Source organism: Streptomyces sp. NPDC043176 (assembly GCF_056436715.1).
Genome location: NZ_JBWKCA010000005.1, coordinates 347,048 through 368,723 on the forward strand (window position 1 = coordinate 347,048; position 21,676 = coordinate 368,723).

Below are 21,676 nucleotides of genomic sequence, written 5' to 3' on the forward strand. Positions count from 1 at the left end.
TCATGTGTCATGGGGATAGTCGCCGGACTGGACAGCTCTGCTGAGTTCACACGCATCGTCGTCTGTGACACGGACACGGGTGCCGTACTGCGCCAGGGGTACGCCGCGCACCCCGGCGAACCGAAGGCCGTCGACGTCGATCCGCAGTCGTGGCTGCTCTCCCTCGGGGAGGCCGCCACCGGCGGGATCCTGGAGGGCGTGGAGGCCATCGGCGTCTCGGCGCAGCAGCACGGCCTCGTGCCCCTCGACGCGCAGGGCGGCCTGGTGCGGCCCGCGCTCGTCCGCAACGACAAGCGCGCCCAGGTCGCCGCCGCCGACCTCGTCGAGTCGCTGGGCGGACGCCAGGCGTGGGCCGAGGCCGTCGGCTGCGTCCCCGGCCCCGGCCAGGCGGTCGCCAAGCTGCGCTGGCTGGCCCGCACCGAACCCGACCACGCCCGCCGGATCGCGATGATCCTCCAGCCCCACGACTGGCTGGTCTGGCAGCTCCTCGGCCGGCCCGCCCGCCGCACCACGGACCGCGGCGCGGCCTCAGGCACCGGCTACTGGTCCGCCCGCACCGGCGCCTACCGCCCCGACCTGGTGGAACTGGCGCTCGGCCACCAGGCCGTACTGCCCGAGGTCCTCGGCCCGGCCGAGGCCGCCGGCACCACCCCCGAGGGCCTGCTGATCTCCGCGGGCACGGGCGAGACGATGGCCGCCGCCCTCGGTCTCGGCCTGGGGCCCGGCGACGCGGTGGTCTCGCTCGGCGCGTCCGGCTCCGTGATGGCCGTTCACCACGAGGCCCTGGCCGACCCGGACGGCATGATCACCTCCTTCGCCGACGCCACCGGCATGCACCTGCCGGTCGTCCACACCTCCAACGCGGTGCGGGCGCTGCGCGGCACCGCCGAGATGCTGGGCACCGAATCCCTCGAAGAGCTCTCCGCGCTCGCCCTGAAGTCGACGCCGGGCGCCTCCGGGCTCGTGCTGCTGCCCTACCTGGAGGGCGAGCGGACCCCGAGCCTGCCGCACGCCGCGGGGACGCTCAGCGGGCTGCGGCGCGAGTCCATGAAGCCGGAGCACCTGGCGCGGGCCGCGTTCGAGGGGATGCTCTGCGCCCTCGGCGACGCCCTGGACGTGCTGCGCGGGCGGGGCGTCGAGGTGCGGCGGATCTTCCTGCTCGGCGCCGCCGCCGCCCTGCCGGCCGTACAGGCGCTCGCACCGGCGCTGTTCGGCGCCCAGGTCGTCGTCCCCCAGCCGGCGGACTACGCGGCGCTCGGCGCGGCCCGTCAGGCCGCCTGGGCCCTCGGCGCGGCGCGCGGCACCCTGTCGCCGTCCACTCCCCCGGCCTGGCAGGGCGCGGCCGCGCAGATCCTGGAGCCGGGCGACGAGCTGTCGGCGGGCCAGGCGGTGCGGCAGCAGTACGGGGCCACCCGCGAGCAGATCCACCCGGGAGCGTTCGGCGGGTAGCCGGCGGGAGCGGCGCCCGGTCCGGGCCGTTCGTCCCCGGGCACCGGGTTGGGGCGGTTCGTCCCCCGGGCTCCGGCCCGGCCGGGGGCACGGTTCGTAAAGTCTTCGCCAGGGTTCGCCGCGGACCCCCGGACACGCGCGAAACCGAGTCGTAACGCCACAGGGACGCGGGCGATAGTGGAGCCGTGCTCATAAGACTTCTCCGAACCCATCTGCGGCCCTACCGAAAACCCATCGCGCTGCTCGTCCTGCTCCAGTTCCTCCAGACGTGCGCGAGCCTCTACCTGCCGACCCTGAACGCCGACATCATCGACAACGGTGTCGTGACCGGGGACACCGGCTACATCCTGCGGTTCGGCGCGCTGATGATAGGCGTGTCCGTCGTGCAGGTCGTCTGCAACATCGGGGCCGTGTTCCACGGCGCCAGGACGGCGTCCGCGGTCGGCCGCGACATCCGCGGCGCGGTCTTCGACCGCGTCCAGTCGTTCTCCGCGCGGGAGCTCGGGCAGTTCGGCGCGCCCTCGCTGATCACCCGTACGACCAATGACGTGCAGCAGGTCCAGATGCTGGTCCTGATGGCGTTCACCCTGATGGTCTCCGCGCCGATCATGTGCGTCGGCGGCATCGTGATGGCGCTCGGCCAGGACGTGCCCCTCTCGGGCGTGCTGCTCGCGGTGGTGCCGGTCCTCGCCGTCTCCGTCTCCCTGATCGTGCGGCGGATGCGGCCGCTCTTCCGGACCATGCAGGAGCGCCTCGACACGGTGAACCGGGTGCTGCGCGAGCAGATCACCGGCAACCGGGTGATCCGGGCCTTCGTGAAGGACGGGTACGAGGAGGAGCGGTTCCGCGGGGCGAACGCCGAGCTGACGGACGTGTCGATGGCGACCGGCCGGCTGATGGCGCTGATGTTCCCGGTCGTGATGACCGTCGTGAACGTCTCCAGCGTGGCCGTGGTCTGGTTCGGCGCGCACCGCATCGACAGCGGCGGGATGGAGATCGGCGCGCTGACCGCCTTCCTCGCCTATCTGATGCAGATCGTGATGGCCGTCATGATGGCCACCTTCATGTTCATGATGGTGCCGCGGGCCGAGGTGTGCGCGGAGCGCATCGAGGAGGTCCTCGCGACCGAGTCGAGCGTCGTGCCGCCGGCCGAGCCGGTGACGACCCTGGACCGCCGCGGACACCTGGAGGTCCGGAGCGCGGACTTCCGGTATCCGGGTGCGGAGGAGCCGGTCCTGACGGACGTGGAGCTCGTGGCCCGGCCCGGTGAGACCACCGCGGTCATCGGCTCCACCGGCAGCGGCAAGTCGACCCTCCTCGGACTCGTGCCCCGGCTCTTCGACGCCACCGGCGGCGAGGTCCTCGTCGACGGCGTCGACGTCCGCGAGCTCGACCCGAAGCTGATGGCCAGGACGGTGGGACTCGTCCCGCAGAAGCCGTACCTCTTCTCGGGGACCGTCGCGACCAACCTGCGGTACGGGAAGCCCGACGCGAGCGACGAGGAGCTGTGGCACGCCCTGGAGGTCGCCCAGGCCGCCGACTTCGTGCGCGGCCTCGACGCCGGTCTGAACGCCCCGATCGCACAGGGCGGCACCAACGTCTCCGGCGGACAGCGCCAGCGGCTCGCCATCGCGCGGACGCTGGTGCAGCGGCCCGAGATCTACCTCTTCGACGACTCGTTCTCGGCACTCGACTACGAGACGGACGCCCTGCTCCGGGCCGCGCTGCGCGAGGAGACCGCCGACTCGACCGTGGTGATCGTCGCCCAGCGCGTCTCCACCATCCGGGACGCCGACCGGATCGTCGTCCTCGACGCGGGTCGTGTCGTGGGCACCGGACGGCACCAGGAGCTGATGGCGGACAACGAGACGTACCGGGAGATCGTGCTCTCCCAGCTGACCGAGGCGGAGGCAGCCTGATGGCCGGTCCTGGTGGACGCATGATGGCCGGAGGCGGCCCCGACCAGCGGTCGATGGACTTCAAGGGCTCGGGCAAGCGGCTGCTGAGGCAGCTGGCACCCGAGCGCGGCACGCTCTGGGTGATGCTGATCGCGGGCGTGCTGTCGGTGGCGGCCTCGGTGGTCGGCCCGAAGATCCTCGGCAAGGCGACCGACCTCGTCTTCGCCGGCGTCGTCGGGCGGCAGATCGAGACCGGGACGAAGGCGGAGGCGATCGACCGGCTGCGCGCCTCCGGCGACTCCGGCATGGCGGACATGCTGTCCGGGGTCGACTTCACGCCGGGGCAGGGCATCGACTTCACCGCCGTCGGCCAGGTCCTGCTCCTGGTCCTCGGGGTGTACGTGGCGGCGGGCCTGCTCATGCTGGTCTCCACCCGCATGTCGATCAAGGTGATCAACCGGACGGTCTACCGGATGCGGGAGGACGTCCAGACGAAGCTCGCGCGACTGCCCCTGTCGTACTTCGACAAGGCGAAGCGCGGCGAGGTGCTGTCCCGGGCGACCAACGACATCGACAACATCTCGCAGACGCTCCAGCAGTCGATGGGCCAGCTGATCAACTCGCTGCTCACCATCGTCGGCGTGCTCGCCATGATGTTCTGGATCTCGCCGCTGCTCGCCCTGGTGGCGCTGGTGACGGTGCCCGTGTCGGTGTTCGTCGCGGCGAAGATCGGCAAGCGCTCGCAGCCGCACTTCGTCCAGCAGTGGAAGTCCACGGGCGCGCTCAACGCGCACGTGGAGGAGATGTACACCGGGCACGCCCTGGTGAAGGTCTTCGGGCGCCAGGAGGAGTCCGCGAAGGACTTCCGCGAGCAGAACGAGGCGCTGTACGAGGCCGGGTTCAAGGCCCAGTTCAACAGCGGCGTGATGCAGCCGGTGATGGTCTTCATCTCCAACCTCAACTACGTCCTGGTGGCCGTCGTCGGCGGTCTGAAGGTGGCGAGCGGCACGCTCTCCATCGGTGACGTGCAGGCGTTCATCCAGTACTCGCGCCAGTTCTCCATGCCGCTGACCCAGGTCGCGTCGATGGCGAACCTGGTCCAGTCGGGCGTCGCCTCGGCCGAGCGGATCTTCGAGCTGCTCGACGCCGAGGAGCAGGCGCCGGACGCGCCGAGGAGCGAACGGCCGGCCGACCTCGAGCCGGCGGCCGTCAAGGGCAGGGTCGCGCTGGAGGACGTCGCCTTCCGCTACGAGGCCGACAAGCCGCTCATCGAGGGCCTGTCGCTCACCGTGGAACCAGGCCAGACGGTCGCGATCGTCGGCCCGACCGGCGCCGGCAAGACGACCCTGGTCAACCTGCTCATGCGGTTCTACGAGGTGACCGGCGGCCGCATCACCCTCGACGGTGTCGACATCGCGTCGATGCCCCGCGAGGAGCTGCGGACCGACATCGGCATGGTCCTCCAGGACACCTGGCTCTTCGGCGGCACCATCGCGGAGAACATCGCGTACGGCGCCACCCGGAAGGTGACCCGGGAGGAGATCGAGGAGGCCGCGCGGGCCGCGCACGCCGACCGCTTCGTCCGCACCCTGCCCGACGGGTACGACACGGTCATCGACGACGACGGCGCCGGGGTCAGCGCGGGCGAGAAGCAGCTGATCACCATCGCCCGGGCGTTCCTGTCCGACCCGGTGATCCTCGTCCTCGACGAGGCCACCAGCTCCGTCGACACCCGCACCGAGGTCCTCATCCAGAAGGCGATGGCGCGCCTGGCCCACGGCCGGACGAGCTTCGTCATCGCCCACCGGCTCTCCACGATCCGCGACGCGGACGTGATCCTGGTGATGGAGAACGGCTCGATCGTCGAACAGGGCACGCACGAGGAGCTGTTGGCGTCCGGCGGGGCCTACGCCCGGTTGTACGCCGCGCAGTTCGCGCAGGCGGTCGCCGAGGTCGACTGACCCGGCGGGTGGCCCGTGCCGCATGCCGTGCGGCACGGGCCGACCGTCGAGGTGCAGGCCCTAGTCCAGATAGCCGCGCAGCTGGTCCGCGTAGGCGTGGTCCCGCAGTTTGGTGAGGGTCTTGGACTCGATCTGGCGGATGCGTTCGCGGGTGACGCCGAAGATGCGCCCTATCTCCTCCAGGGTGCGGGGGCGGCCGTCGTCGAGGCCGTAGCGGAGCTGGACGACCTTGCGTTCGCGTTCGCCGAGGGTGGAGAGGACGTCCTCCAGGTGGCGGCGGAGGAGCAGGAAGGCGGCGGACTCGACGGGCGAGGCGGCGTCGCCGTCCTCGATGAGGTCGCCGAGGGCGACGTCGTCCTCCTCGCCGACGGGGGCGTGCAGGGACACCGGCTCCTGGGCGAGGCGGAGGACCTCGCCGACCCGCTCGGGGGCCAGGTCCAGCTGGGCGGCGACCTCTTCGGCGGTGGGTTCGTAGCCGCGCTCCTGGAGCATGCGGCGCTGGACGCGGATGACGCGGTTGATGAGTTCGACGACGTGCACGGGGACGCGGATGGTCCGGGCCTGGTCGGCGAGGGCCCGGGACATGGCCTGGCGGATCCACCAGGTGGCGTACGTGGAGAACTTGTAGCCGCGCGCGTAGTCGAACTTCTCCACGGCCCTGATGAGGCCGAGGTTCCCCTCCTGGACGAGGTCGAGCATGGTGAGGCCGCGGCCCACGTACCGCTTGGCGACGGAGACGACGAGGCGCAGGTTGGCCTCGATCAGCTTCCGTTTGGCGATCCGGCCGAGGACGACGATCCGGTCCAGGTCGATCGCCAGCCGCGTTTCCAGGTCAGGGGTGTTGGCGAGCTTCTCCTCGGCGAAGAGGCCGGCCTCGACACGGCGGGCGAGTTCGACCTCCTCCTCGGCGGTGAGCAGCGGGATGCGGCCGATCTCGCGGAGGTACTGGCGGAAGAGGTCGGAGGAGGGACCGTTGCCGCCGAGGTCGGTCCGGCGCCGCTGGACCGGGACCTCGGGGAGTTCGGCCTGCTCGTCCGGCTCGGTGGTCTGGATCTCGGTCTGCACGGCGGGCGACCTCCAGGAGGGGCGGAACGACACCGTCACCCAGTGTGGGGTACGACTCATCGCCGCCACGAGGGGCGTGCGGTGACTTTTTGAGTCCGTTCCGTGACCGAGGGTCAGAGTGCGGCGGCGCCGTTGTTCCGCAGGGACTGCCCGTACTGGGTGAGGACCCACAGCTCGTTCTGGACGGCCGCGAGCCGCTCCGGGTCGCCGTTCGCGCCGAGCCGGGCCAGGGTGCCCTGGACGTCGCGGATGCGGCGGTCGACGGCGCGGAGCCGGACGGTGACGAGCTGGTCGCCGGCATAGGCCTCGTCGACGTTCTTGGCGAAGATCACCTCGACGGCGAGTTCGGTGACGAGGGAGCGGACGCCGTCGTTGGGCGCGGCTTCGCGGACGGCGTCGAGGTAGTCGGAGGGGGCGCCGGTGGCGCCCCCGGCGTCCTGGATGCACTGGCGGACGGCGGCGTACGGCGGGGCGGTGAACTCGTCGATGCCGTACGCGTCGAAGGCCGGGGAGACCAGTTCGGGGCGCTGGAGGGCGAGCTTGAGGAGCTCGCGCTCGGTGCGGTGGGCGGGGCTGCGCAGGTTGAGCGCGGGCCCGGAGGGGGCGGCCGTCGGGGCGGGGGTGTCGTAGCCGCGCTGCGGGGCGGGCTGCGCGGGGCCCTTGCCGCCGCGGTCGCGGGCCCAGCGGGCGAGCTGGGCGACCCGCTTGACGACGAACTGGGTGTCGAGGATGCCGAGCATGCCGGCGAGCTGGACGGCGACCTCGTGCTGGGCGCCGATGTTCTTGATGCGGGCGACGACGGGGGCGGCCTCGTCGAGGGCGGCGGCGCGCCCCGCGGGGGTCTCCAGGTCGTAGCGCTTCACGATCTGGCGGAGCGCGAACTCGAAGAGCGGGGTGCGGGGCTGGACGAGTTCGGCGACGGCCGCGTCGCCCTTGGCGAGCCGCAGTTCGCAGGGGTCCATGCCGTCGGGGGCGATGGCGATGTACGTCTCGGCGGCGAACTTCTGGTCGTCCTCGAAGGCGCGCAGGGCGGCCTTCTGGCCGGCGGAGTCGCCGTCGAAGGTGAAGATGACGCGGGCCGAGCCGTTGTCCATCAGGAGGCGGCGGAGGATCTTGATGTGGTCGCCGCCGAAGGCGGTGCCGCAGGTGGCGATGGCGGTGGTGACGCCGGCGAGGTGGCAGGCCATGACGTCGGTGTAGCCCTCGACGACGACGGCCCGGCTGACCTTGGCGATGTCCTTCTTGGCCAGGTCGATGCCGTAGAGCACCTGGGACTTCTTGTAGATCGGCGTCTCGGGTGTGTTGAGGTACTTGGGGCCGTTGTCGTCGTCGCGGAGCTTGCGCGCGCCGAAGCCGACGACCTCGCCGCCGACGTCCCTGATCGGCCACATGAGGCGGCCGCGGAAGCGGTCGATGGGGCCGCGGCGGCCGTCCTGGGAGAGGCCGGAGAGGACGAGTTCCTTGTCGGAGAAGCCCTTGCCGCGCAGGAAGCGGGTGAGGTGGTCCCAGCCGGCCGGGGAGTAGCCGACGCCGAAGTGCTCGGCGGCGGCCTGGTCGAAGCCCCGCTCGGCGAGGAACTTCCGGCCGATCTCGGCCTCGGGCGAGCCGAGTTGGTCGGCGTAGAACTGGGCGGCGACCTTGTGCGCCTCGATCAGGCGGATGCGCTCGCCCCGCTGGTGGCCCGGGTTGTAGCCGCCCTCCTCGTACCGCAGGGTGATGCCCGCCTTCGCGGCGAGGCGCTCGACCGTCTCCGAGAAGGAGAGGTGGTCGATCTTCATCACGAAGGCGATGGTGTCGCCGCCTTCCTGGCAGCCGAAGCAGTGGAAGAGTCCCTTGCTGGGGCTGACCTGGAAGGAGGGCGACTTCTCGTCGTGGAAGGGGCACAGGCCCTTGAGGTTTCCGCCGCCCGCGTTGCGCAGCTGGAGGTACTCGGACACGACGGCGTCGATCGGGACCGCGTCCCGTACCGCCTTCACGTCGTCATCGTTGATCCTGCCTGCCACGCGTGAAGTCTACGTGGGGGCGGGGGTGGTCAGAGCAGGCTCTCCAGGGGTACGGAGGGGTCGGCGAGGGCCTCCGGATCCACGGTCGTACGGGCGCGGATGAGGTCCTGGATCGGCTCTGTGACGTCCCACACATTCACGTTCATGCCGGCGAGGACCCGTCCCTCCTTGAGCCAGAAGGCGATGAACTCGCGCTTGCCGGTGTCGCCGCGGACCACGACCTGGTCGTACGAGCCGGGGGGCGCCCAGCCCGAGTACTCCATGCCCAGGTCGTACTGGTCGGTGAAGAAGTAGGGCACGCGGTCGTACGTGACGTGCTGCCCGAGCATGGCGCGGGCGGCGGCGGGTCCGCCGTTGAGGGCGTTGGCCCAGTGCTCGACGCGGAGCCGGGTGTGCAGGCGCGGGTGGAGGGCGGCGGCCACGTCGCCGGCCGCGTAGATGTCGGGGTCGGAGGTGCGCAGGGACTCGTCGACGGCGATCCCGCCGCCGTCGGCGCGGTCGACGAGGGCGAGCCCGGAGTTCTCGGCGAGGGCGGTGCGGGGTGCGGCGCCGATCGCGGCGAGGACGGCGTGCGCCGGGTGCTCCTCGCCGTCGTCGGTGCGGACGGCGAGGACCATGCCGTCCTGGCCGACGATCTCGGTGAGCCGGGCGCCGAAGTGGAAGCGGACGCCGTGGTCGGCGTGCAGGTCGGCGAAGAGCTGGCCGAGCTCGGGGCCAAGGACGCGGTGGAGCGGGGTGGGGTCGGCCTCGACGACGGTGACCTCGGCGCCGTAGCCGCGGGCGGCCGCGGCGACCTCGAGGCCGATCCAGCCGCCGCCGGCGATCACCAGGTGGCCGTTGTCCCGGCCGAGGCCGGCGAGGACCTGGCGGAGCCGGTCGGCGTGGGCGAGCCGGCGCAGGTGGTGGACGCCGGCGAGCTCGGTTCCGGGGACGTCGAGGCGGCGCGGCTCGGCGCCGGTGGCGAGGAGCAGCTTGTCGTAGCGGATGACGGTGCCGTCGCCGAGGCGCACGGTGCGGGCCTCGCGGTCGACGGCGGTGACGGACTGCCCGAGGTGCAGTTCGATGTCGTTCGCCGCGTACCAGGCGGCCTCGTGGACGAAGACGCCGTCGCGCTCCTTGGCGCCCGTGAGGTAGCCCTTGGACAGGGGTGGACGCTCGTAGGGGTGGTCGCGTTCGTCGCCGATGAGGATCACCCGGCCGTTGAACCCCTCGGCGCGCAGGGTCTCCGCCGCCTTGGCCCCTGCCAGGCCCCCGCCGACGATGACAAAGGTCTGATCTGCGTCGACCACGTCGTTTCCTCCTCTTTGCGACCGGTTCCAACCTACGCCCCCGGGCGTTCGTCGGGCCGTTCCGGCTCGGGGCGCGCATGCGAGCGTCCCGCACCGCGGGGGGTGAGGGAAGAGGACCTACGCGTGGTGGGGGCGGAGGTGGGCGTGGAGGGCGCGGGCGGAGGCGTCGGTGAGACCGGCGATCTGGTCGACGATGACGCGCTTGCGGGCGCGGTCGTCGCGGGCCGCGTCGAACGCGGCCCGGAACTGCGGTTCGAGGCCGTCGGGGGCGCGGGTGACGAGCGCCTCGGCGAGCTCGGCGACGACGATCCGCTGGTCGGCACGGAGGGCCTCCTGCTCGGCGCGCTGCATCACGTACCGGTCGGCGACGGCCTTGAGGACCGCGCACTCGTTGCGCGCCTCGCGGGGGACGACGAGCTCGGCGGCGTAGCGGGTGAGGCGGCCCGAACCCCACTCCTGCCGGGTGGCGCCCTCGGCTGCGAGGCAGAAGCGGCCGATGAGCTGGCTGGTGGCGTCCTTGAGGCGGGCCTGGGCGACGGCCGAGCCGTCGTAGCCGTGCGGCCACCACTCCTGGGCGACGAGCCGGTCGAGGGCCTCGGCGAGCTCCTGCGGGTCGGTGTCCTGCGGTACGTAGCGGCCGACGGCGACCGCGAAGACGTCGGCGCGCTCGGGCTCGGCGAGCAGCAGGTTGGGGTCGATGTGCCCGGCGTGCAGACCGTCCTCGAAGTCGTGGACCGAGTAGGCCACGTCGTCGGACCAGTCCATGACCTGGGCCTCGAAGCACTTGCGGTGGGCGGGGGCGCCCTGCCGGATCCACTCGAAGACGGGCAGGTCGTCCTCGTACACGCCGAACTTGGGCGAGCCGGGGTCCTCGGGGTGGCCGCCGCGCGCCCAGGGGTACTTGGTGGCGGCGTCGAGCGTGGCCCGGGTGAGGTTGAGCCCGACGCTGACGAGGTCGCCGTCGGCGTCCTTCACGAAGCGCTTGGGCTCGATGCGGGTGAGGAGCCGGAGCGACTGGGCGTTCCCCTCGAAGCCGCCGCAGTCCTTGGCGACGTCGTTGAGCGCCTGCTCGCCGTTGTGCCCGAACGGCGGGTGCCCCATGTCGTGCGAGAGGCAGGCGGCCTCGACGAGGTCGGGATCGCAGCCGAGGGCGGCGCCCAGCTCGCGGCCGACCTGCGCGCACTCCAGGGAGTGGGTGAGCCGGGTGCGGGGGCTGGCGTCCCAGGCGTGGGTCCGGGTGCCGGGCGTGACGACCTGCGTCTTGCCCGCGAGCCTGCGCAGCGCGGCGGAGTGCAGCACGCGGGCGCGGTCGCGCTGGAAGGCGGTGCGGCCGGGGCGTTTGTCGGGCTCCGCGGCCCAGCGGTCGGTCGCGGCGGAGTCGTAGCCGGGGGTGTCCGTGAGGTCTGCGCTGTCCTTGGTGTCCTCGATGCCTTCCATGTCTCGACGGTAACCGGAGGGACCGACAGAAGACCTCAGATGGCGGCGAGTTCCCGCGCGGGGGTGGCGGTGCGGGCCGCGCGGGCGCGGTCGTAGCGGTGCAGGACGAGGCGGGCGAGGGCCGGGTGGGCGCCGAGCGGGTCGGCGGCGATCCACGGGGCGTGGGCGGCGGCCCGGGTGGCGAAGAGGCCGGGTGCGGTGAAGCAGGAGGCGACGGCGACCCGGTGCCGGCCCCGGGCGGTCAGCGCCCGGACGGCCTCGGGGACGGTGGGCGCGGCGGCGGACGCGTACGCGGGGATGACGGGGACGCCCCCGAGGCGCTCGCCGAGCAGGGCGGCGATCCGGCGCGTCTCGGCCCCGGACCGGGGGTCGCGGGAGCCGGCGGAGGCGAGGACGACGCCGGTGTCGCGCGCGGTCCCGTCCTGCGGTGTCCAGCCCGCCTCGGCGAGCCGGCCGGCGAGCGCCTCGACGAGCAGTGGGTGCGCGCCGAGGGGTCCGGCGACCCGCGCGCGGAGCGCGGGCGCGGCGGCGACGGCCGCCGGCAGGTCGTGCGTGACGTGGTGCCCGGGGGCGAGGAGCAGGGGGACGAGTACGGCGTCCCGGCCGTCGGCCGCGACCTCGGCGAGCGTGTCGTCGAGCAGCGGGGCGTTCAGCTCGATGTGGGCGAGGCGCACGTCGAGCCCCGGGCGCAGCTCGCGGACCCGGTCGAGGAGACGGGCCAGGGTGGCCCGGGCCCGGGGGTCACGGCTGCCGTGGCCCACGGCGACGAGGACGGGGGCGGGCGGAGCGGGCGCGGCCGGGGCGGGGGTGGCGCGGATCTGCCGGGCGAGGGCGGGAACGTTCATCGGTGGGCATACCTCCTCGTCGTGCTTCCGCTGCCGACGGTCGTACGGACGCACCTGGGCCAGTCGGGCCCCGAGCTGTCCGGCGATCCTCGCGAGCAGCTCCGCGGTGCCGGCGAGCGTGCTGTCTGGTTCCGTCATGCGCCGATCCTGGCGGGGGTGCGTTGCCTCGCCGTTTCCGGCGCGTGACGTGTCCTCGCCGCCCTCCTCACGCGCCCCTGGCCCCGTCTGCCAGGCCGTCCGCGTGACCGCCGGGCCGGTCGTCCCGTGGGCGCCGATGTGGCGCCCCGTGGGGAGGGCGCCGAGAATGGGAGGGCCGGACGGCGCGCACGACGGCGCCCGCGGACCCGGCAGGGAGTCAGGTGATCGCGCATGTGCCGATGGCTCGCTTATTCGGGAACGCCGGTGCTGCTCGACAGCATCCTGTACAGACCGGCCCACTCCCTGATCGACCAGAGCCTGCACTCCAAGCTCGGCGTGGAGACCACCAACGGCGACGGGTTCGGCGTCGGCTGGTACTCGGAGCACGACGACACGCCGGCGCTGCTGAGGGACGTCGGCCCCGCCTGGAACAACCGCAATCTGCGGGAGCTGGCGGATCACGTCCGGTCCCCGCTGTTCTTCGCCCACATCCGGGCGTCGACCGGGACGGCCGTGCAGCAGTCGAACTGCCACCCGTTCCGGCACGGCCGCTGGATGTTCATGCACAACGGCGCCATCGCCGGGTTCCACCTCGTGCGCCGTGACCTCACCCTGCTCGTCGATCCCGCGCTCTACGCCGACATCGAGGGCACGACGGACTCCGAGGTGATGTTCTACCTGGCCCTCACCTACGGCCTGGACCGGGACCCGCCCGCCGCCGTGGCGCGCATGGCGGGCGTCGTGGAACGGGTCGGCCGTGAGCACGGGGTGGAGTTCCCGCTCCAGATGACGCTCGCCCTCACCGACGGCGAGAGCCTCTGGGCCTTCCGGTACTCCAGCGCGCACACCTCGCGCTCGCTGTTCTACAGCAGCCGGGTGGAGACCCTGCGCAGGCTGCATCCCGACGTCGCCTTCCTGCGGGAGGTCTCCGACGAGACCCGTCTCGTCGTGTCCGAGCCCCTCGGCGACCTGCCGGGGGCCTGGAACGAGGTCCCGGAGAGCAGCTACGGCGTCGTCCGGCCCGGCGCCGACGAGCTCCACCGGTTCGTCCCCGCGGCGGCGTGACGCCGGGTGGTGGTCATGCCGGACTCCAGACGTAGCGGACGTCCGGCTCGCGCTCCTCGTTGCCCGCGCCGTCCGTGTGCTCGGCGGCGACGAAGCCGTGCCGTTCGTAGAAGCGCCGCGCCGGGCCGTTGACCTGGAACGTCCACAGCGACAGGCCGGTGGTGCGGCGCTCCTTGGCCAGGTCGACGAGGCGGTCGCCGATGCCCCGGCCGCGCCAGGGGGGATCGACGTAGAGCTGGTCGAGGTCGTCGCCGTCCAGGACCATCATGGCGACGACCGTGTCGTCGACCGTCGCCACCCAGGTCTCGAGGCCGGGTACGACCCACTCCCGGAACCAGTGGCGGACCTCGTCGTCCGTGTGCGCTCGGCGCACGTCCGGAAGCGCCGCCGTGTACGAGCGCAGCCAGACCTCGGCCACCGCGGGGGCGTCGGAGTCGACCGCTCGGCGGAGGCGACAGTCGTCGATCTTCATGGGCCGGATCGTACGGCCCGCCCGCGTTTTCCTCCCCCTCTTTTTTCGTTCCGGATCACGGAATATCTTTTCCGTTATGAGAATGTCCCCGCCCGCGCTTCCCCGGCGCGCCGCCGCCGAGTTCATCGGGACCGCCGCCCTCGTCGCCGTCGTCGTCGGCTCCGGCCTCCGCGCCGACTCCCTCAGCCAGGACATCGGCGTCCGGCTGCTCGCCAACGCCGCCGCGTCCGCGGTCGGCCTCGGGCTGCTGATCGCGCTGATCGGACCGCTGTCCGGGGCGCACTTCAACCCCGTCGTGACGCTCTCGGAGTGGTGGTCGCTGCGGCCGGAGCGCGGCGGCCGGGAGGCCCTCGTCTACATCGCCGCGCAGCTCGCCGGGGCCGTGGCGGGCGCGCTGCTCGCCGAGGCCATGTTCGGGCGGGCGCCCGGCGGCTGGGCGACCGAGCCGCGTTCGGCGCTGCACCTGCTGCTCGGGGAGGCCGTCGCCACCGCGGGTCTGGTCCTCGTCGTGCAGGGCCTGCGGCACATCGGGCGGCCGGGCCTCGCGCCGGTCGCCGTCGCGGGCTACATCGGCGCGGCGATCTGGTTCACCTCCTCCGGTTCCTTCGCCAACCCGGCGGCCACGCTCGGCCGCGCGTTCTCCGACTCGTTCACCGGCATCGCCCCCGCGTCGGTGCCGGCGTTCGCGGCCGCCCAGCTGACCGGGATGCTGATCGGCCTGCTCCTGGCCGGTGTGTTGTACGGAACACACCGGGCGTCCGGTGAACCGAACGCCGCCGGGGCGCGTCGGACGGGGTGACAGACCGGCACCGTCCCCCGCACCACCGGGCCGACGGCGCCGCCCGACTCCCGCACCCCGGAGGTTCCCGCATGCCGGCTCGGCTCTCGCGGCTGGTCCCCCGCACCACCCGGGCCCGCCGCCGTACCGTCCAGGCCGTGATGCTGGGCGCCGTCCTCGCGCTGGCCCCCGTCACCTGGATGCACACGGCGGCCGCCGGGAAGCTCCGTACCACCGGGGACGTGCCCGCCCGGGACGTCGCCGTCGTCTTCGGCGCGGGCCTGTGGAAGGGGCGCCCGACGCCGTACCTCGCGCACCGGCTGGACACGGCGGCCGAGCTGTACCGCACGGGCAAGGTGCGGGTCCTGCTGGTCACCGGCGACAACAGCAGGACCGCGTACGACGAGCCGAGCGCCATGCGGACCTACCTCACCGCGCGCGGGGTGCCGGACGGCCGGATCGTCAGCGACTACGCGGGCTTCGACACCTGGGACTCCTGCGTCCGGGCCCGGAAGGTGTTCGGCGTCGACCGGGCCGTCCTCGTCACCCAGGACTTCCACGTCAAGCGGGCCGTCGCGCTGTGCGGCCGGGCGGGCGTGGACGCGTACGGCGTGGGGGTCGCCGAGCCCCACGACCGCACCTGGTACTACGGCACCACCCGGGAGCTGTTCGCGGCGGGCAAGGCCGCCCTGGACGCCGGACTGCGGCCCGACCCGCACTTCCTCGGGCCGAGGGAGGACGGGGTCGCCGAGGCCCTCTCCTCACCTCGCGACCTGCCGTGAGCTGAGCGGAGAGCACCGCGCCCGTAATACGCGGCGCCGCCCCGCGTAACACTCCGGACGCATGCTGGCCGCATGTCCGACACCACCGCGGTTCCCACCCACTGCCCCTACTGCGCCCTGCAGTGCGGCATGTCGCTCCGCCCCACCGGCGACCCGGAACTGCCCGCCGAGGTGGTCGAGCGGACCGGGTTCCCCGTCAACCGGGGCGCGCTGTGCGGCAAGGGCCGCACCGCCCCCTCCGTACTCTCCTCCCGGGTCCGGCTCACCGAGCCCCTGGTCCGATGCCCTGACACGGGGGCCCTGCGGCCCGCGAGCTGGGAGGAGGCGCTCTCCGCCGTCGCCGAGGGCCTGTCCGGGGCCCGCGCCGACCACGGTCCCGATGCCGTGGGGGTCTTCGGCGGCGGCGGCCTCACCAACGAGAAGGCGTACACCCTGGGCAAGTTCGCCCGGCTCGTCCTCGGCACCTCGCAGATCGACTACAACGGCCGCTTCTGCATGTCGTCCGCGGCCGCCGCGCACCAGCGGGCCTTCGGCCTCGACCGGGGTCTTCCCTTCCCGCTGGAGGACATCCCGAAGACGGGCTGCGTGATCCTCGTCGGCTCCAACCTGGCCGAGACCATGCCGCCCGCGCTGCGCTACCTCACCGAGCTGCGGGAGAACGGCGGCAAGCTGATCGTCGTCGACCCGCGCCGCACCCGCACCGCCGAGCAGGCCGACCTGCACCTCGCCCCGCGCCCCGGCACCGACCTCGCGCTCGCCCTCGGCATGCTGCACCTCGTGGTGGCCGAAGGACGCGTGGACGAGGAGTTCGTGGCGACGCGCACCGACGGCTGGGCGGCCGCCCGCGCCGGGGCCATGTCGCACTGGCCCGAGCAGGTCGAGCGGATCACCGGCGTGTCCCTGCCGCTGCTGCGCGAGGCGGTGGCGATGTTCTGCGACGCGGAGACCGGCATGGTCCTCACCGCGCGCGGCCCCGAGCAGCAGTCCAAGGGGACCGACACCGTCGGCGCCTGGATCAACCTCTGCCTGGCCACCGGCAGGGCGGGCCGGCCGCTGAGCGGTTACGGCTGCCTCACCGGCCAGGGCAACGGCCAGGGCGGCCGCGAGCACGGCCAGAAGGCCGACCAGCTGCCCGGCTACCGCAAGCTCGACGACCCGGCCGCCCGCGAGCACGTCGCCGGGGTCTGGGGCGTCGACCCGGAGACGCTGCCCGGGCCCGGGCGGAGCGCGTACGAGCTCCTCGACGCGCTCGGCGGCGACGTGAAGGCGCTGCTCCTGATGGGCTCCAACCCGGTGGTCTCGGCGCCCCGCGCCGCGCACGTGGAGGGGCGGCTGCGGTCGCTGGACTTCCTCGCCGTCGCGGACGTGGTGCTCTCCGAGACCGCCGAACTCGCCGACGTCGTCCTGCCCGTGACCCAGTGGGCGGAGGAGACCGGCACCATGACCAACCTGGAGGGCCGGGTGCTGCTGCGCCGCCGCGCCCTCACCCCGCCCGGGGGCGTGCGCAGCGACCTGGAGGTGCTGCACGCGCTGGCCGCGCTGCTCGGCTGGGAGAAGGGCTTCCCGACGGACCCGGAGGAGGTCTTCGACGAGCTGCGGCGCGCCTCGGCGGGCGGCCCCGCCGACTACGCGGGCATCAGCTACCGCCGCATCGAGGAGGAGCAGGGCGTCTTCTGGCCCTGCCCGGAGCCCGGGCACGCGGGGACGCCCCGGCTCTTCCTCGACCGGTTCGCGACGCCCGACGGGCGCGCCCGGTTCGTGCCGGTCGTCCACCGGGCGGCGGCCGAGGAGACGGACGCCGAGTACCCCGTGGTCCTCACCACCGGCCGGGTCGTGTCCCAGTACCAGTCGGGGGCGCAGACGCGGCGGGTCGACGAGCTGAACGCGGCGGCGCCCGGTCCCTTCGTGGAGCTCCACCCGCGGCTCGCGGAGCGGCTCGGGGTCACCGAGGGCGAGCGGCTCGCGGTGGTCTCGCGGCGCGGCCGGGCGGTCGCGCCCGCCCGGATCACCGCGGCCATCCGTCCGGACACGGTCTTCATGCCGTTCCACTGGTACGGCGAGGGGCGGGTGAACACCCTGGTGAACCCGGCGCTCGACCCGGTCTCCCGGATGCCCGAGTTCAAGGTGTGCGCGGTCCGTCTGGAGCGCGCCGGGGACGTGGCGGCTACGGCCGGCTGAACCAGTCGCCGCTCTCGATGACGGGGCCGAGGGGCGCGTCCGGCGCCGCCAGGAACACCCAGGCGGAGACCCGGGCCCCGTCCCGGGTCCGGACGACGTCCATCGCCACCCGCTCGTAGCCGACGGGCAGTTCGAGGCGGTCGAGCAGCCCGAACAGCTCGCCGTAGGAGCCGGGCGAGGGCGTGAGGAGGGTGCCGACGACCTGGCCGCCGTCCGCCGGGACGACGTACGGATAGCCGGGTCCGTCGTGCAGGACGGCCCCGTACAGCACGGCGTCCGCCTCGGTGCCGATGCGGCCGGCGAGGAACCGGTCGTGGTTGTACGCGCCGGGGCGCAGCGTCCCGTAGACGAAGAACGGCCGCTCGTCGTTCACCGGTGCGAGGCCCTCGATCGACGGAACCGCCTCGGTCTCGCGCTGGACCCAGCGGGCGTAGCCCTCGGCGACCCGGGTCACCCGGGTGGCGATGATCTCGGGCGTCTCGTAGTCGTGGGCGGCGAGCAGGTGGGACTCCAGGGCCGGGTAGCGGGCCTCGGTGGTCTTGAAGACGACCTCCCACTCCTCGGTGGTCTCGATCGCGCCCTGCCAGTGGTAGACGGAGGTGACGGGCCCCGAGATCTGCGCGCAGGCGGCGAGCCGGGCCTCGACGGCGCCGCGCGCCAGGGCGTCGGCCTTGGCGCGCGCGTCGGTGGTGGTGCGGACGGTGACGATCACGCCTTCACCGTACGGGCGAACTGGGCGGCGTGCAGCCGGGCGTACGCGCCGCCCGCGGCGAGGAGCTCCTCGTGGGTGCCCTGTTCGGCGATCGACCCGCCGTCCATCACCAGGATGGTGTCGGCGTCCCGGACGGTGGAGAGCCGGTGGGCGACGACGAAGCTGGTGCGGCCCGCGCGGAGCGAGGTCATGGCCTGCTGGACGAGGAGCTCGGTGCGGGTGTCGACGGAGCTGGTGGCCTCGTCGAGGACGAGGATCACCGGGTCGGACAGGAAGGCGCGGGCCAGGGTGACCAGCTGCTTCTCGCCGGCGCTGAGCCCTCCCCCGTCCTCGTCGAGGACGGTGTCGTACCCGCCGGGCAGGGTGCGGACGAAGCGGTCGGCGTGCGCGGCCCGCGCGGCCGCGACGATCCGCTCCCGTGACACCTCGCCGGGCACCCCGTAGGCGATGTTGTCGGCGATGGTGCCGCCGAAGAGCCAGGTGTCCTGGAGGACCATGCCGATGCCCGAGCGCAGCTCCTCGCGGGTCATCCTCGCGATGTCCACCCCGTCGAGGGTGATGCGGCCCCCGGTCACCTCGTGGAAGCGGAGGAGGAGGTTGACCAGGGTCGTCTTGCCGGCGCCGGTCGGGCCGACGATGGCGACGGTCCGGCCCGGTTCCACGGTCAGGGACAGGTCCTCGATGAGCGGCCTGTCGGCCTCGTAGCGGAAGGCGGCCTTCTCGAAGGAGACCCGGCCGCGGAGCCGTACGGGCTTCTCCGGCCGGGCCGGCTCGGGGGACTCCTCCTCGGCGTCGAGGAGGTCGAAGACCCGCTCGGCGGAGGCCACCCCGGACTGGAGGAGGTTGGCCATGGCGGCGACCTGGTTGATCGGGCCGTTGAAGTCGTACGAATACTGGACGAACGCCTGGACGTCGCCGACGGTGAGGCCGCCGCTCGCCACCCGCAGGCCGCCGACCACCGCGACCGCGACGTAGTTGAGGTTCCCGACCAGGGTCAGGGCCGGCTGGATGAAGCCGGACACGAACTGGGCGCGGAAGCTCGCCCGGTACAGCTCGTCGCCGAGCTCGTCGAAGCGGCGGACGGCCTCGGCGCGGCGGCCGAAGGCGACGACCTCGGTGTGGCCGGTGATCATCTCCTCGACGTGGCTGCCGAGCCGGCCGGTGACCGCCCACTGCTTCACGAACTGCGGCTGGGCCCGCTTGCCGACGAAGGCGGCCACGGCGACCGAGACGGGCACGGTGGCGAGGGCGACGAGGGCGAGCAGCGGGGAGATCCAGAACATCATCAGGAGGACGCCGACCAGGCTGAGCAGGGCGCGCGTCATCTGGCTGAAGGCCTGCTGGAGGGTCTGCGTGATGTTGTCGATGTCGTTGGTGGTGCGGGAGAGGACCTCGCCGCGCGGCTGCCCGTCCAGGTAGGTCAGGGGCAGCCGGGCCAGCTTGTGCTGGGCCCGCTCCCGGAGCCGGTGGCCGGCCCGCTGGACGACGGTGGTGGCGATCCGGAGCTGGACCCAGGTGAGCAGCGACGAGCCGGCGACGACGGCGACGGAGAGGGCGAGGATCCGGCCGACGGCGGCGAAGTCGACGCCGCCGGCCCCGGTGGCCCCGCCGACGACGAGGTCGGTGGCGCGGCCGAGGAGCAGCGGGCCGAGGACGGACAGGGCGACGGCCGTGGCGCCGGCGGCGACGACGGCGGCCAGGCGGGCCCGGTCGGGGGCGAGGGTGCGCAGCAGGCGGAGGCCGGAGGAGCGGAAGGACAGCGACCGTTCGAGCGACGGGGTGGCGAGGCCGGGGCCGCGCTGCGGCGGGGGTCCGGTGCGGGCGGGTGCGGCGGCGGGGGCCGGGGGGCGGGTCGTCGTGGCCGTGCTCATGCGGCTTCCTCCTCGGTGAGCTGGGAGAGGACGATCTCCCGGTAGGTGGCGTTGTCCCGCATGAGGGACGTGTGGGTGCCGGTGCCGACGGTCCGGCCCCGGTCGAGGACGACGATCCGGTCGGCGTGCCGGATGGTGGAGACGCGCTGGGCGACGATCACCACGGTCGAGTCGGCGGTCTCCTCGCGCAGCGCGGACCGCAGCAGGGCGTCCGTCCTCGGGTCCAGGGCGGAGAAGGAGTCGTCGAAGAGGTAGAGGCGGGGGCGGGCGACGAGGACCCGCGCGATGGCGAGCCGCTGGCGCTGTCCGCCGGAGAGGTTCGTGCCGCCCTGGGAGACGGGGGCGTCGAGCTGCCCGTCGAGGCCGCGTACGAAGTCGGCGGCCTGGGCGACCTCCAGGGCGTGCCACAGCTCCTCGTCGGTGGCGTCGGGCCTGCCGTAGCGGAGGTTGGTGGCGACGGTGCCGGAGAAGAGGTAGGGCTTCTGGGGGACGAGGCCGACGGTCCTGGCCATCAGCGCCGGGTCGAGGCCGCGGACGTCGACGCCGTCGACGAGGACCTCGCCGCCGGTGGCGTCGAAGAGCCGGGGCACGAGTCCGAGGAGGGTCGACTTGCCGCTGCCGGTGGAGCCGATGATCGCGGTGGTCTCACCGGGCCGGGCCACGAGCTCCACGTCCGTCAGGACCGGCTCCTCCGCACCCGGATACCGGAAGCCGACGCCCGCGATGTCCAGCCGGCCGGTGCCGGGCAGCTCCCGGACGGGGTCGGCGGGCGGGGCGACGGACGGCACGGTGTCGAGGACCTCGCGGACCCGTTCGGCGCCCGCCTCGGCCCTCGGCATGTGCATGAGCAGGAAGAGGACCATCATCACGGACATGGAGGTCTGGAGCAGGTAGCCGAGGAAGGCGAAGAGCCCGCCGGGCTGCAGGGCGCCGGAGTCGATGCGGTGGGCGCCGACGTAGACGAGGGCGACGGTGGTCAGCTGCCAGACGACCAGCACCGTCGGGAACATGAGGGCCTGGAGCCGGCCGGCCCGGAGGCCGACGGAGAGGAGTTCGTCGTTGGCGGCGGCGAACCGCCGTCGCTCGTAACGGTCGCGGACGAAGGCGCGGACCACCCGGACGCCGGTGATCTGCTCGCGCAGCACCCGGTTGGCGCGGTCGACGCGCTCCTGCATGCCGCGGAAGAGCGGCCGCATCCGCAGGACGACGGTGCCGACGGCGCCGGTCATCACCGGCACGAACAGGAGCAGGACGAGGGCGAGCGGCACGTCCTGGCGCAGGGCCATGGCGATCCCGCCGGCGCACAGCAGGGGCGCGGCGACCAGCATCGTCAGGGCGAGCACGGCGAACGTCTGGATCTGCTGGACGTCGTTGGTGGTACGGGTGATCAGGGAGGCGGCGCCGAAGCGGCCGCGCTCCCGGGCGGAGAAGTCCTGGACCCGGCGGAAGACCTCGGAGCGCAGGTCACGGGCGACGCCCATGGCGATCCTGGCCCCCAGGTAGGTGGCCGCCGCGGCGGCCACCGCCTGGAGCAGGGTGACGGCGATCATCAGGGCGCCGCCGGAGAGGACGCGGTCGGTGTCCCCGCGCAGGACGCCGTGGTCGATGACGCCGGCGTTGAGGGTGGGCAGGGCGAGGGAGGCCAGGGACTGGACGAGCTGGAGGGCGACGAGGAGGACGAGGAGGGGCCGGTAGGGCCTGAGGCGGGGGGCGAGGAGACGCAGCAGCATGGC

At 73.3% G+C, this 21,676-nt stretch carries 16 protein-coding genes; 7 read left to right on the plus strand and 9 right to left on the minus strand.

Going from position 1 to position 21,676, the window contains the following annotated elements:
• The first annotated feature begins 9 nt into the window (after nt 1-9).
• The 3 genes from AC067A_RS10915 (at nt 10) to AC067A_RS10925 (ending at nt 5,308) form a co-directional block, all read left to right on the plus strand.
• Complete coding sequence (locus AC067A_RS10915) at nt 10-1,449, plus strand: FGGY family carbohydrate kinase (protein WP_478617532.1); 1,440 nt, start codon at nt 10-12, stop codon at nt 1,447-1,449.
• Nucleotides 1,450-1,634: 185 nt separating this feature from the next.
• Nucleotides 1,635-3,368: an ABC transporter ATP-binding protein gene (locus tag AC067A_RS10920; RefSeq protein WP_478617535.1), complete on the plus strand. Its 1,734-nt coding sequence runs from the start codon at nt 1,635-1,637 to the stop codon at nt 3,366-3,368.
• Nucleotides 3,368-5,308 carry an ABC transporter ATP-binding protein gene (locus tag AC067A_RS10925; RefSeq protein ID WP_478617538.1) on the plus strand — a complete coding sequence of 647 codons (1,941 nt, stop codon included), beginning with the start codon at nt 3,368-3,370 and terminating at the stop codon, nt 5,306-5,308. Before AC067A_RS10920 ends, AC067A_RS10925 begins: the two co-directional genes overlap by 1 nt.
• A 60-nt stretch (nt 5,309-5,368) precedes the next feature.
• On the opposite strand, the gene AC067A_RS10930 is transcribed toward AC067A_RS10925, so the two are convergent.
• The 5 genes from AC067A_RS10930 to AC067A_RS10950 all read right to left on the minus strand — a co-directional run bounded on the left by AC067A_RS10930 (nt 5,369) and on the right by AC067A_RS10950 (nt 12,085).
• Complete coding sequence (locus AC067A_RS10930) at nt 5,369-6,433, minus strand: RNA polymerase sigma factor (RefSeq protein ID WP_478617541.1); 1,065 nt, start codon at nt 6,431-6,433, stop codon at nt 5,369-5,371.
• Between the two features lie 53 nt (nt 6,434-6,486).
• Complete coding sequence (gene dnaG / locus AC067A_RS10935) at nt 6,487-8,376, minus strand: DNA primase (RefSeq protein WP_478617543.1); 1,890 nt, start codon at nt 8,374-8,376, stop codon at nt 6,487-6,489.
• Nucleotides 8,377-8,405: 29 nt separating this feature from the next.
• Entirely contained in the window at nt 8,406-9,665 is a 1,260-nt protein-coding gene (locus AC067A_RS10940; protein ID WP_478617546.1) for an NAD(P)/FAD-dependent oxidoreductase, read from the minus strand.
• Nucleotides 9,666-9,782: 117 nt separating this feature from the next.
• Nucleotides 9,783-11,102 carry a deoxyguanosinetriphosphate triphosphohydrolase gene (locus tag AC067A_RS10945; protein WP_478617549.1) on the minus strand — a complete coding sequence of 440 codons (1,320 nt, stop codon included), beginning with the start codon at nt 11,100-11,102 and terminating at the stop codon, nt 9,783-9,785.
• Nucleotides 11,103-11,137: 35 nt separating this feature from the next.
• Nucleotides 11,138-12,085 carry a sirohydrochlorin chelatase gene (locus tag AC067A_RS10950; RefSeq protein ID WP_478617552.1) on the minus strand — a complete coding sequence of 316 codons (948 nt, stop codon included), beginning with the start codon at nt 12,083-12,085 and terminating at the stop codon, nt 11,138-11,140.
• A gap of 231 nt (nt 12,086-12,316) precedes the next feature.
• On the opposite strand from AC067A_RS10950, the gene AC067A_RS10955 reads away from it, so the two are divergent.
• Nucleotides 12,317-13,150, plus strand: coding sequence for a class II glutamine amidotransferase (locus AC067A_RS10955; RefSeq protein ID WP_478617555.1), 834 nt, complete (start codon nt 12,317-12,319; stop codon nt 13,148-13,150).
• Between the two features lie 13 nt (nt 13,151-13,163).
• Here the strand turns inward: AC067A_RS10955 and AC067A_RS10960 are convergent, their stop codons facing one another.
• Nucleotides 13,164-13,622: an N-acetyltransferase family protein gene (locus AC067A_RS10960; RefSeq protein WP_478617558.1), complete on the minus strand. Its 459-nt coding sequence runs from the start codon at nt 13,620-13,622 to the stop codon at nt 13,164-13,166.
• Between the two features lie 76 nt (nt 13,623-13,698).
• Here AC067A_RS10960 and AC067A_RS10965 point away from each other — a divergent pair, with 76 nt between their 5' ends.
• The 3 genes from AC067A_RS10965 (at nt 13,699) to AC067A_RS10975 (ending at nt 17,360) form a co-directional block, all read left to right on the plus strand.
• A complete protein-coding gene (locus tag AC067A_RS10965; protein WP_478617561.1) occupies nt 13,699-14,421 on the plus strand; it encodes an aquaporin in 723 nt (240 codons plus the stop codon).
• A 71-nt stretch (nt 14,422-14,492) separates the two neighbouring features.
• Nucleotides 14,493-15,182, plus strand: a complete 690-nt coding sequence (locus AC067A_RS10970; RefSeq protein WP_478617563.1) for a SanA/YdcF family protein — start codon at nt 14,493-14,495, stop codon at nt 15,180-15,182.
• Nucleotides 15,183-15,254: 72 nt separating this feature from the next.
• The gene (locus tag AC067A_RS10975) at nt 15,255-17,360 is read left to right on the plus strand and encodes a molybdopterin oxidoreductase family protein (RefSeq protein ID WP_478617566.1); all 2,106 of its coding nucleotides are present in this window, start codon (nt 15,255-15,257) and stop codon (nt 17,358-17,360) included.
• On the opposite strand, the gene cutA is transcribed toward AC067A_RS10975, so the two are convergent.
• From cutA to AC067A_RS10990, 3 genes are read right to left on the minus strand one after another with little or no spacing between them, the layout of a single operon-like run.
• Entirely contained in the window at nt 17,347-18,072 is a 726-nt protein-coding gene (gene cutA / locus AC067A_RS10980; RefSeq protein WP_478617569.1) for a divalent cation tolerance protein CutA, read from the minus strand. The genes AC067A_RS10975 and cutA overlap by 14 nt on opposite strands.
• Complete coding sequence (locus AC067A_RS10985; protein ID WP_478617572.1) at nt 18,069-19,943, minus strand: ABC transporter ATP-binding protein; 1,875 nt, start codon at nt 19,941-19,943, stop codon at nt 18,069-18,071. The genes cutA and AC067A_RS10985 overlap by 4 nt, the downstream gene beginning before the upstream one ends.
• On the minus strand, nt 19,940-21,673 hold the full coding sequence (locus tag AC067A_RS10990; RefSeq protein ID WP_478617575.1) for an ABC transporter ATP-binding protein: 1,734 nt from the start codon (nt 21,671-21,673) through the stop codon (nt 19,940-19,942). The genes AC067A_RS10985 and AC067A_RS10990 overlap by 4 nt, the downstream gene beginning before the upstream one ends.
• Between the last annotated feature and the right edge of the window lie 3 nt (nt 21,674-21,676).

What these genes read in the sequence shown, in the direction of transcription:
- AC067A_RS10915 (WP_478617532.1), top strand. Translation starts at nt 10, where the DNA reads ATGGGGATAGTCGCCGGACTGGACAGCTCTGCTGAGTTCACACGCATC.
- AC067A_RS10925 (WP_478617538.1), top strand. Translation starts at nt 3,368, where the DNA reads ATGGCCGGTCCTGGTGGACGCATGATGGCCGGAGGCGGCCCCGACCAG.
- AC067A_RS10930 (WP_478617541.1), bottom strand. Translation starts at nt 6,433, where the DNA reads ATGAGTCGTACCCCACACTGGGTGACGGTGTCGTTCCGCCCCTCCTGG.
- AC067A_RS10945 (WP_478617549.1), bottom strand. Translation starts at nt 11,102, where the DNA reads ATGGAAGGCATCGAGGACACCAAGGACAGCGCAGACCTCACGGACACC.
- AC067A_RS10950 (WP_478617552.1), bottom strand. Translation starts at nt 12,085, where the DNA reads ATGACGGAACCAGACAGCACGCTCGCCGGCACCGCGGAGCTGCTCGCG.
- AC067A_RS10955 (WP_478617555.1), top strand. Translation starts at nt 12,317, where the DNA reads ATGTGCCGATGGCTCGCTTATTCGGGAACGCCGGTGCTGCTCGACAGC.
- AC067A_RS10960 (WP_478617558.1), bottom strand. Translation starts at nt 13,622, where the DNA reads ATGAAGATCGACGACTGTCGCCTCCGCCGAGCGGTCGACTCCGACGCC.
- AC067A_RS10965 (WP_478617561.1), top strand. Translation starts at nt 13,699, where the DNA reads ATGAGAATGTCCCCGCCCGCGCTTCCCCGGCGCGCCGCCGCCGAGTTC.
- AC067A_RS10970 (WP_478617563.1), top strand. Translation starts at nt 14,493, where the DNA reads ATGCCGGCTCGGCTCTCGCGGCTGGTCCCCCGCACCACCCGGGCCCGC.
- AC067A_RS10975 (WP_478617566.1), top strand. Translation starts at nt 15,255, where the DNA reads ATGTCCGACACCACCGCGGTTCCCACCCACTGCCCCTACTGCGCCCTG.
- AC067A_RS10985 (WP_478617572.1), bottom strand. Translation starts at nt 19,943, where the DNA reads ATGAGCACGGCCACGACGACCCGCCCCCCGGCCCCCGCCGCCGCACCC.
- AC067A_RS10990 (WP_478617575.1), bottom strand. Translation starts at nt 21,673, where the DNA reads ATGCTGCTGCGTCTCCTCGCCCCCCGCCTCAGGCCCTACCGGCCCCTC.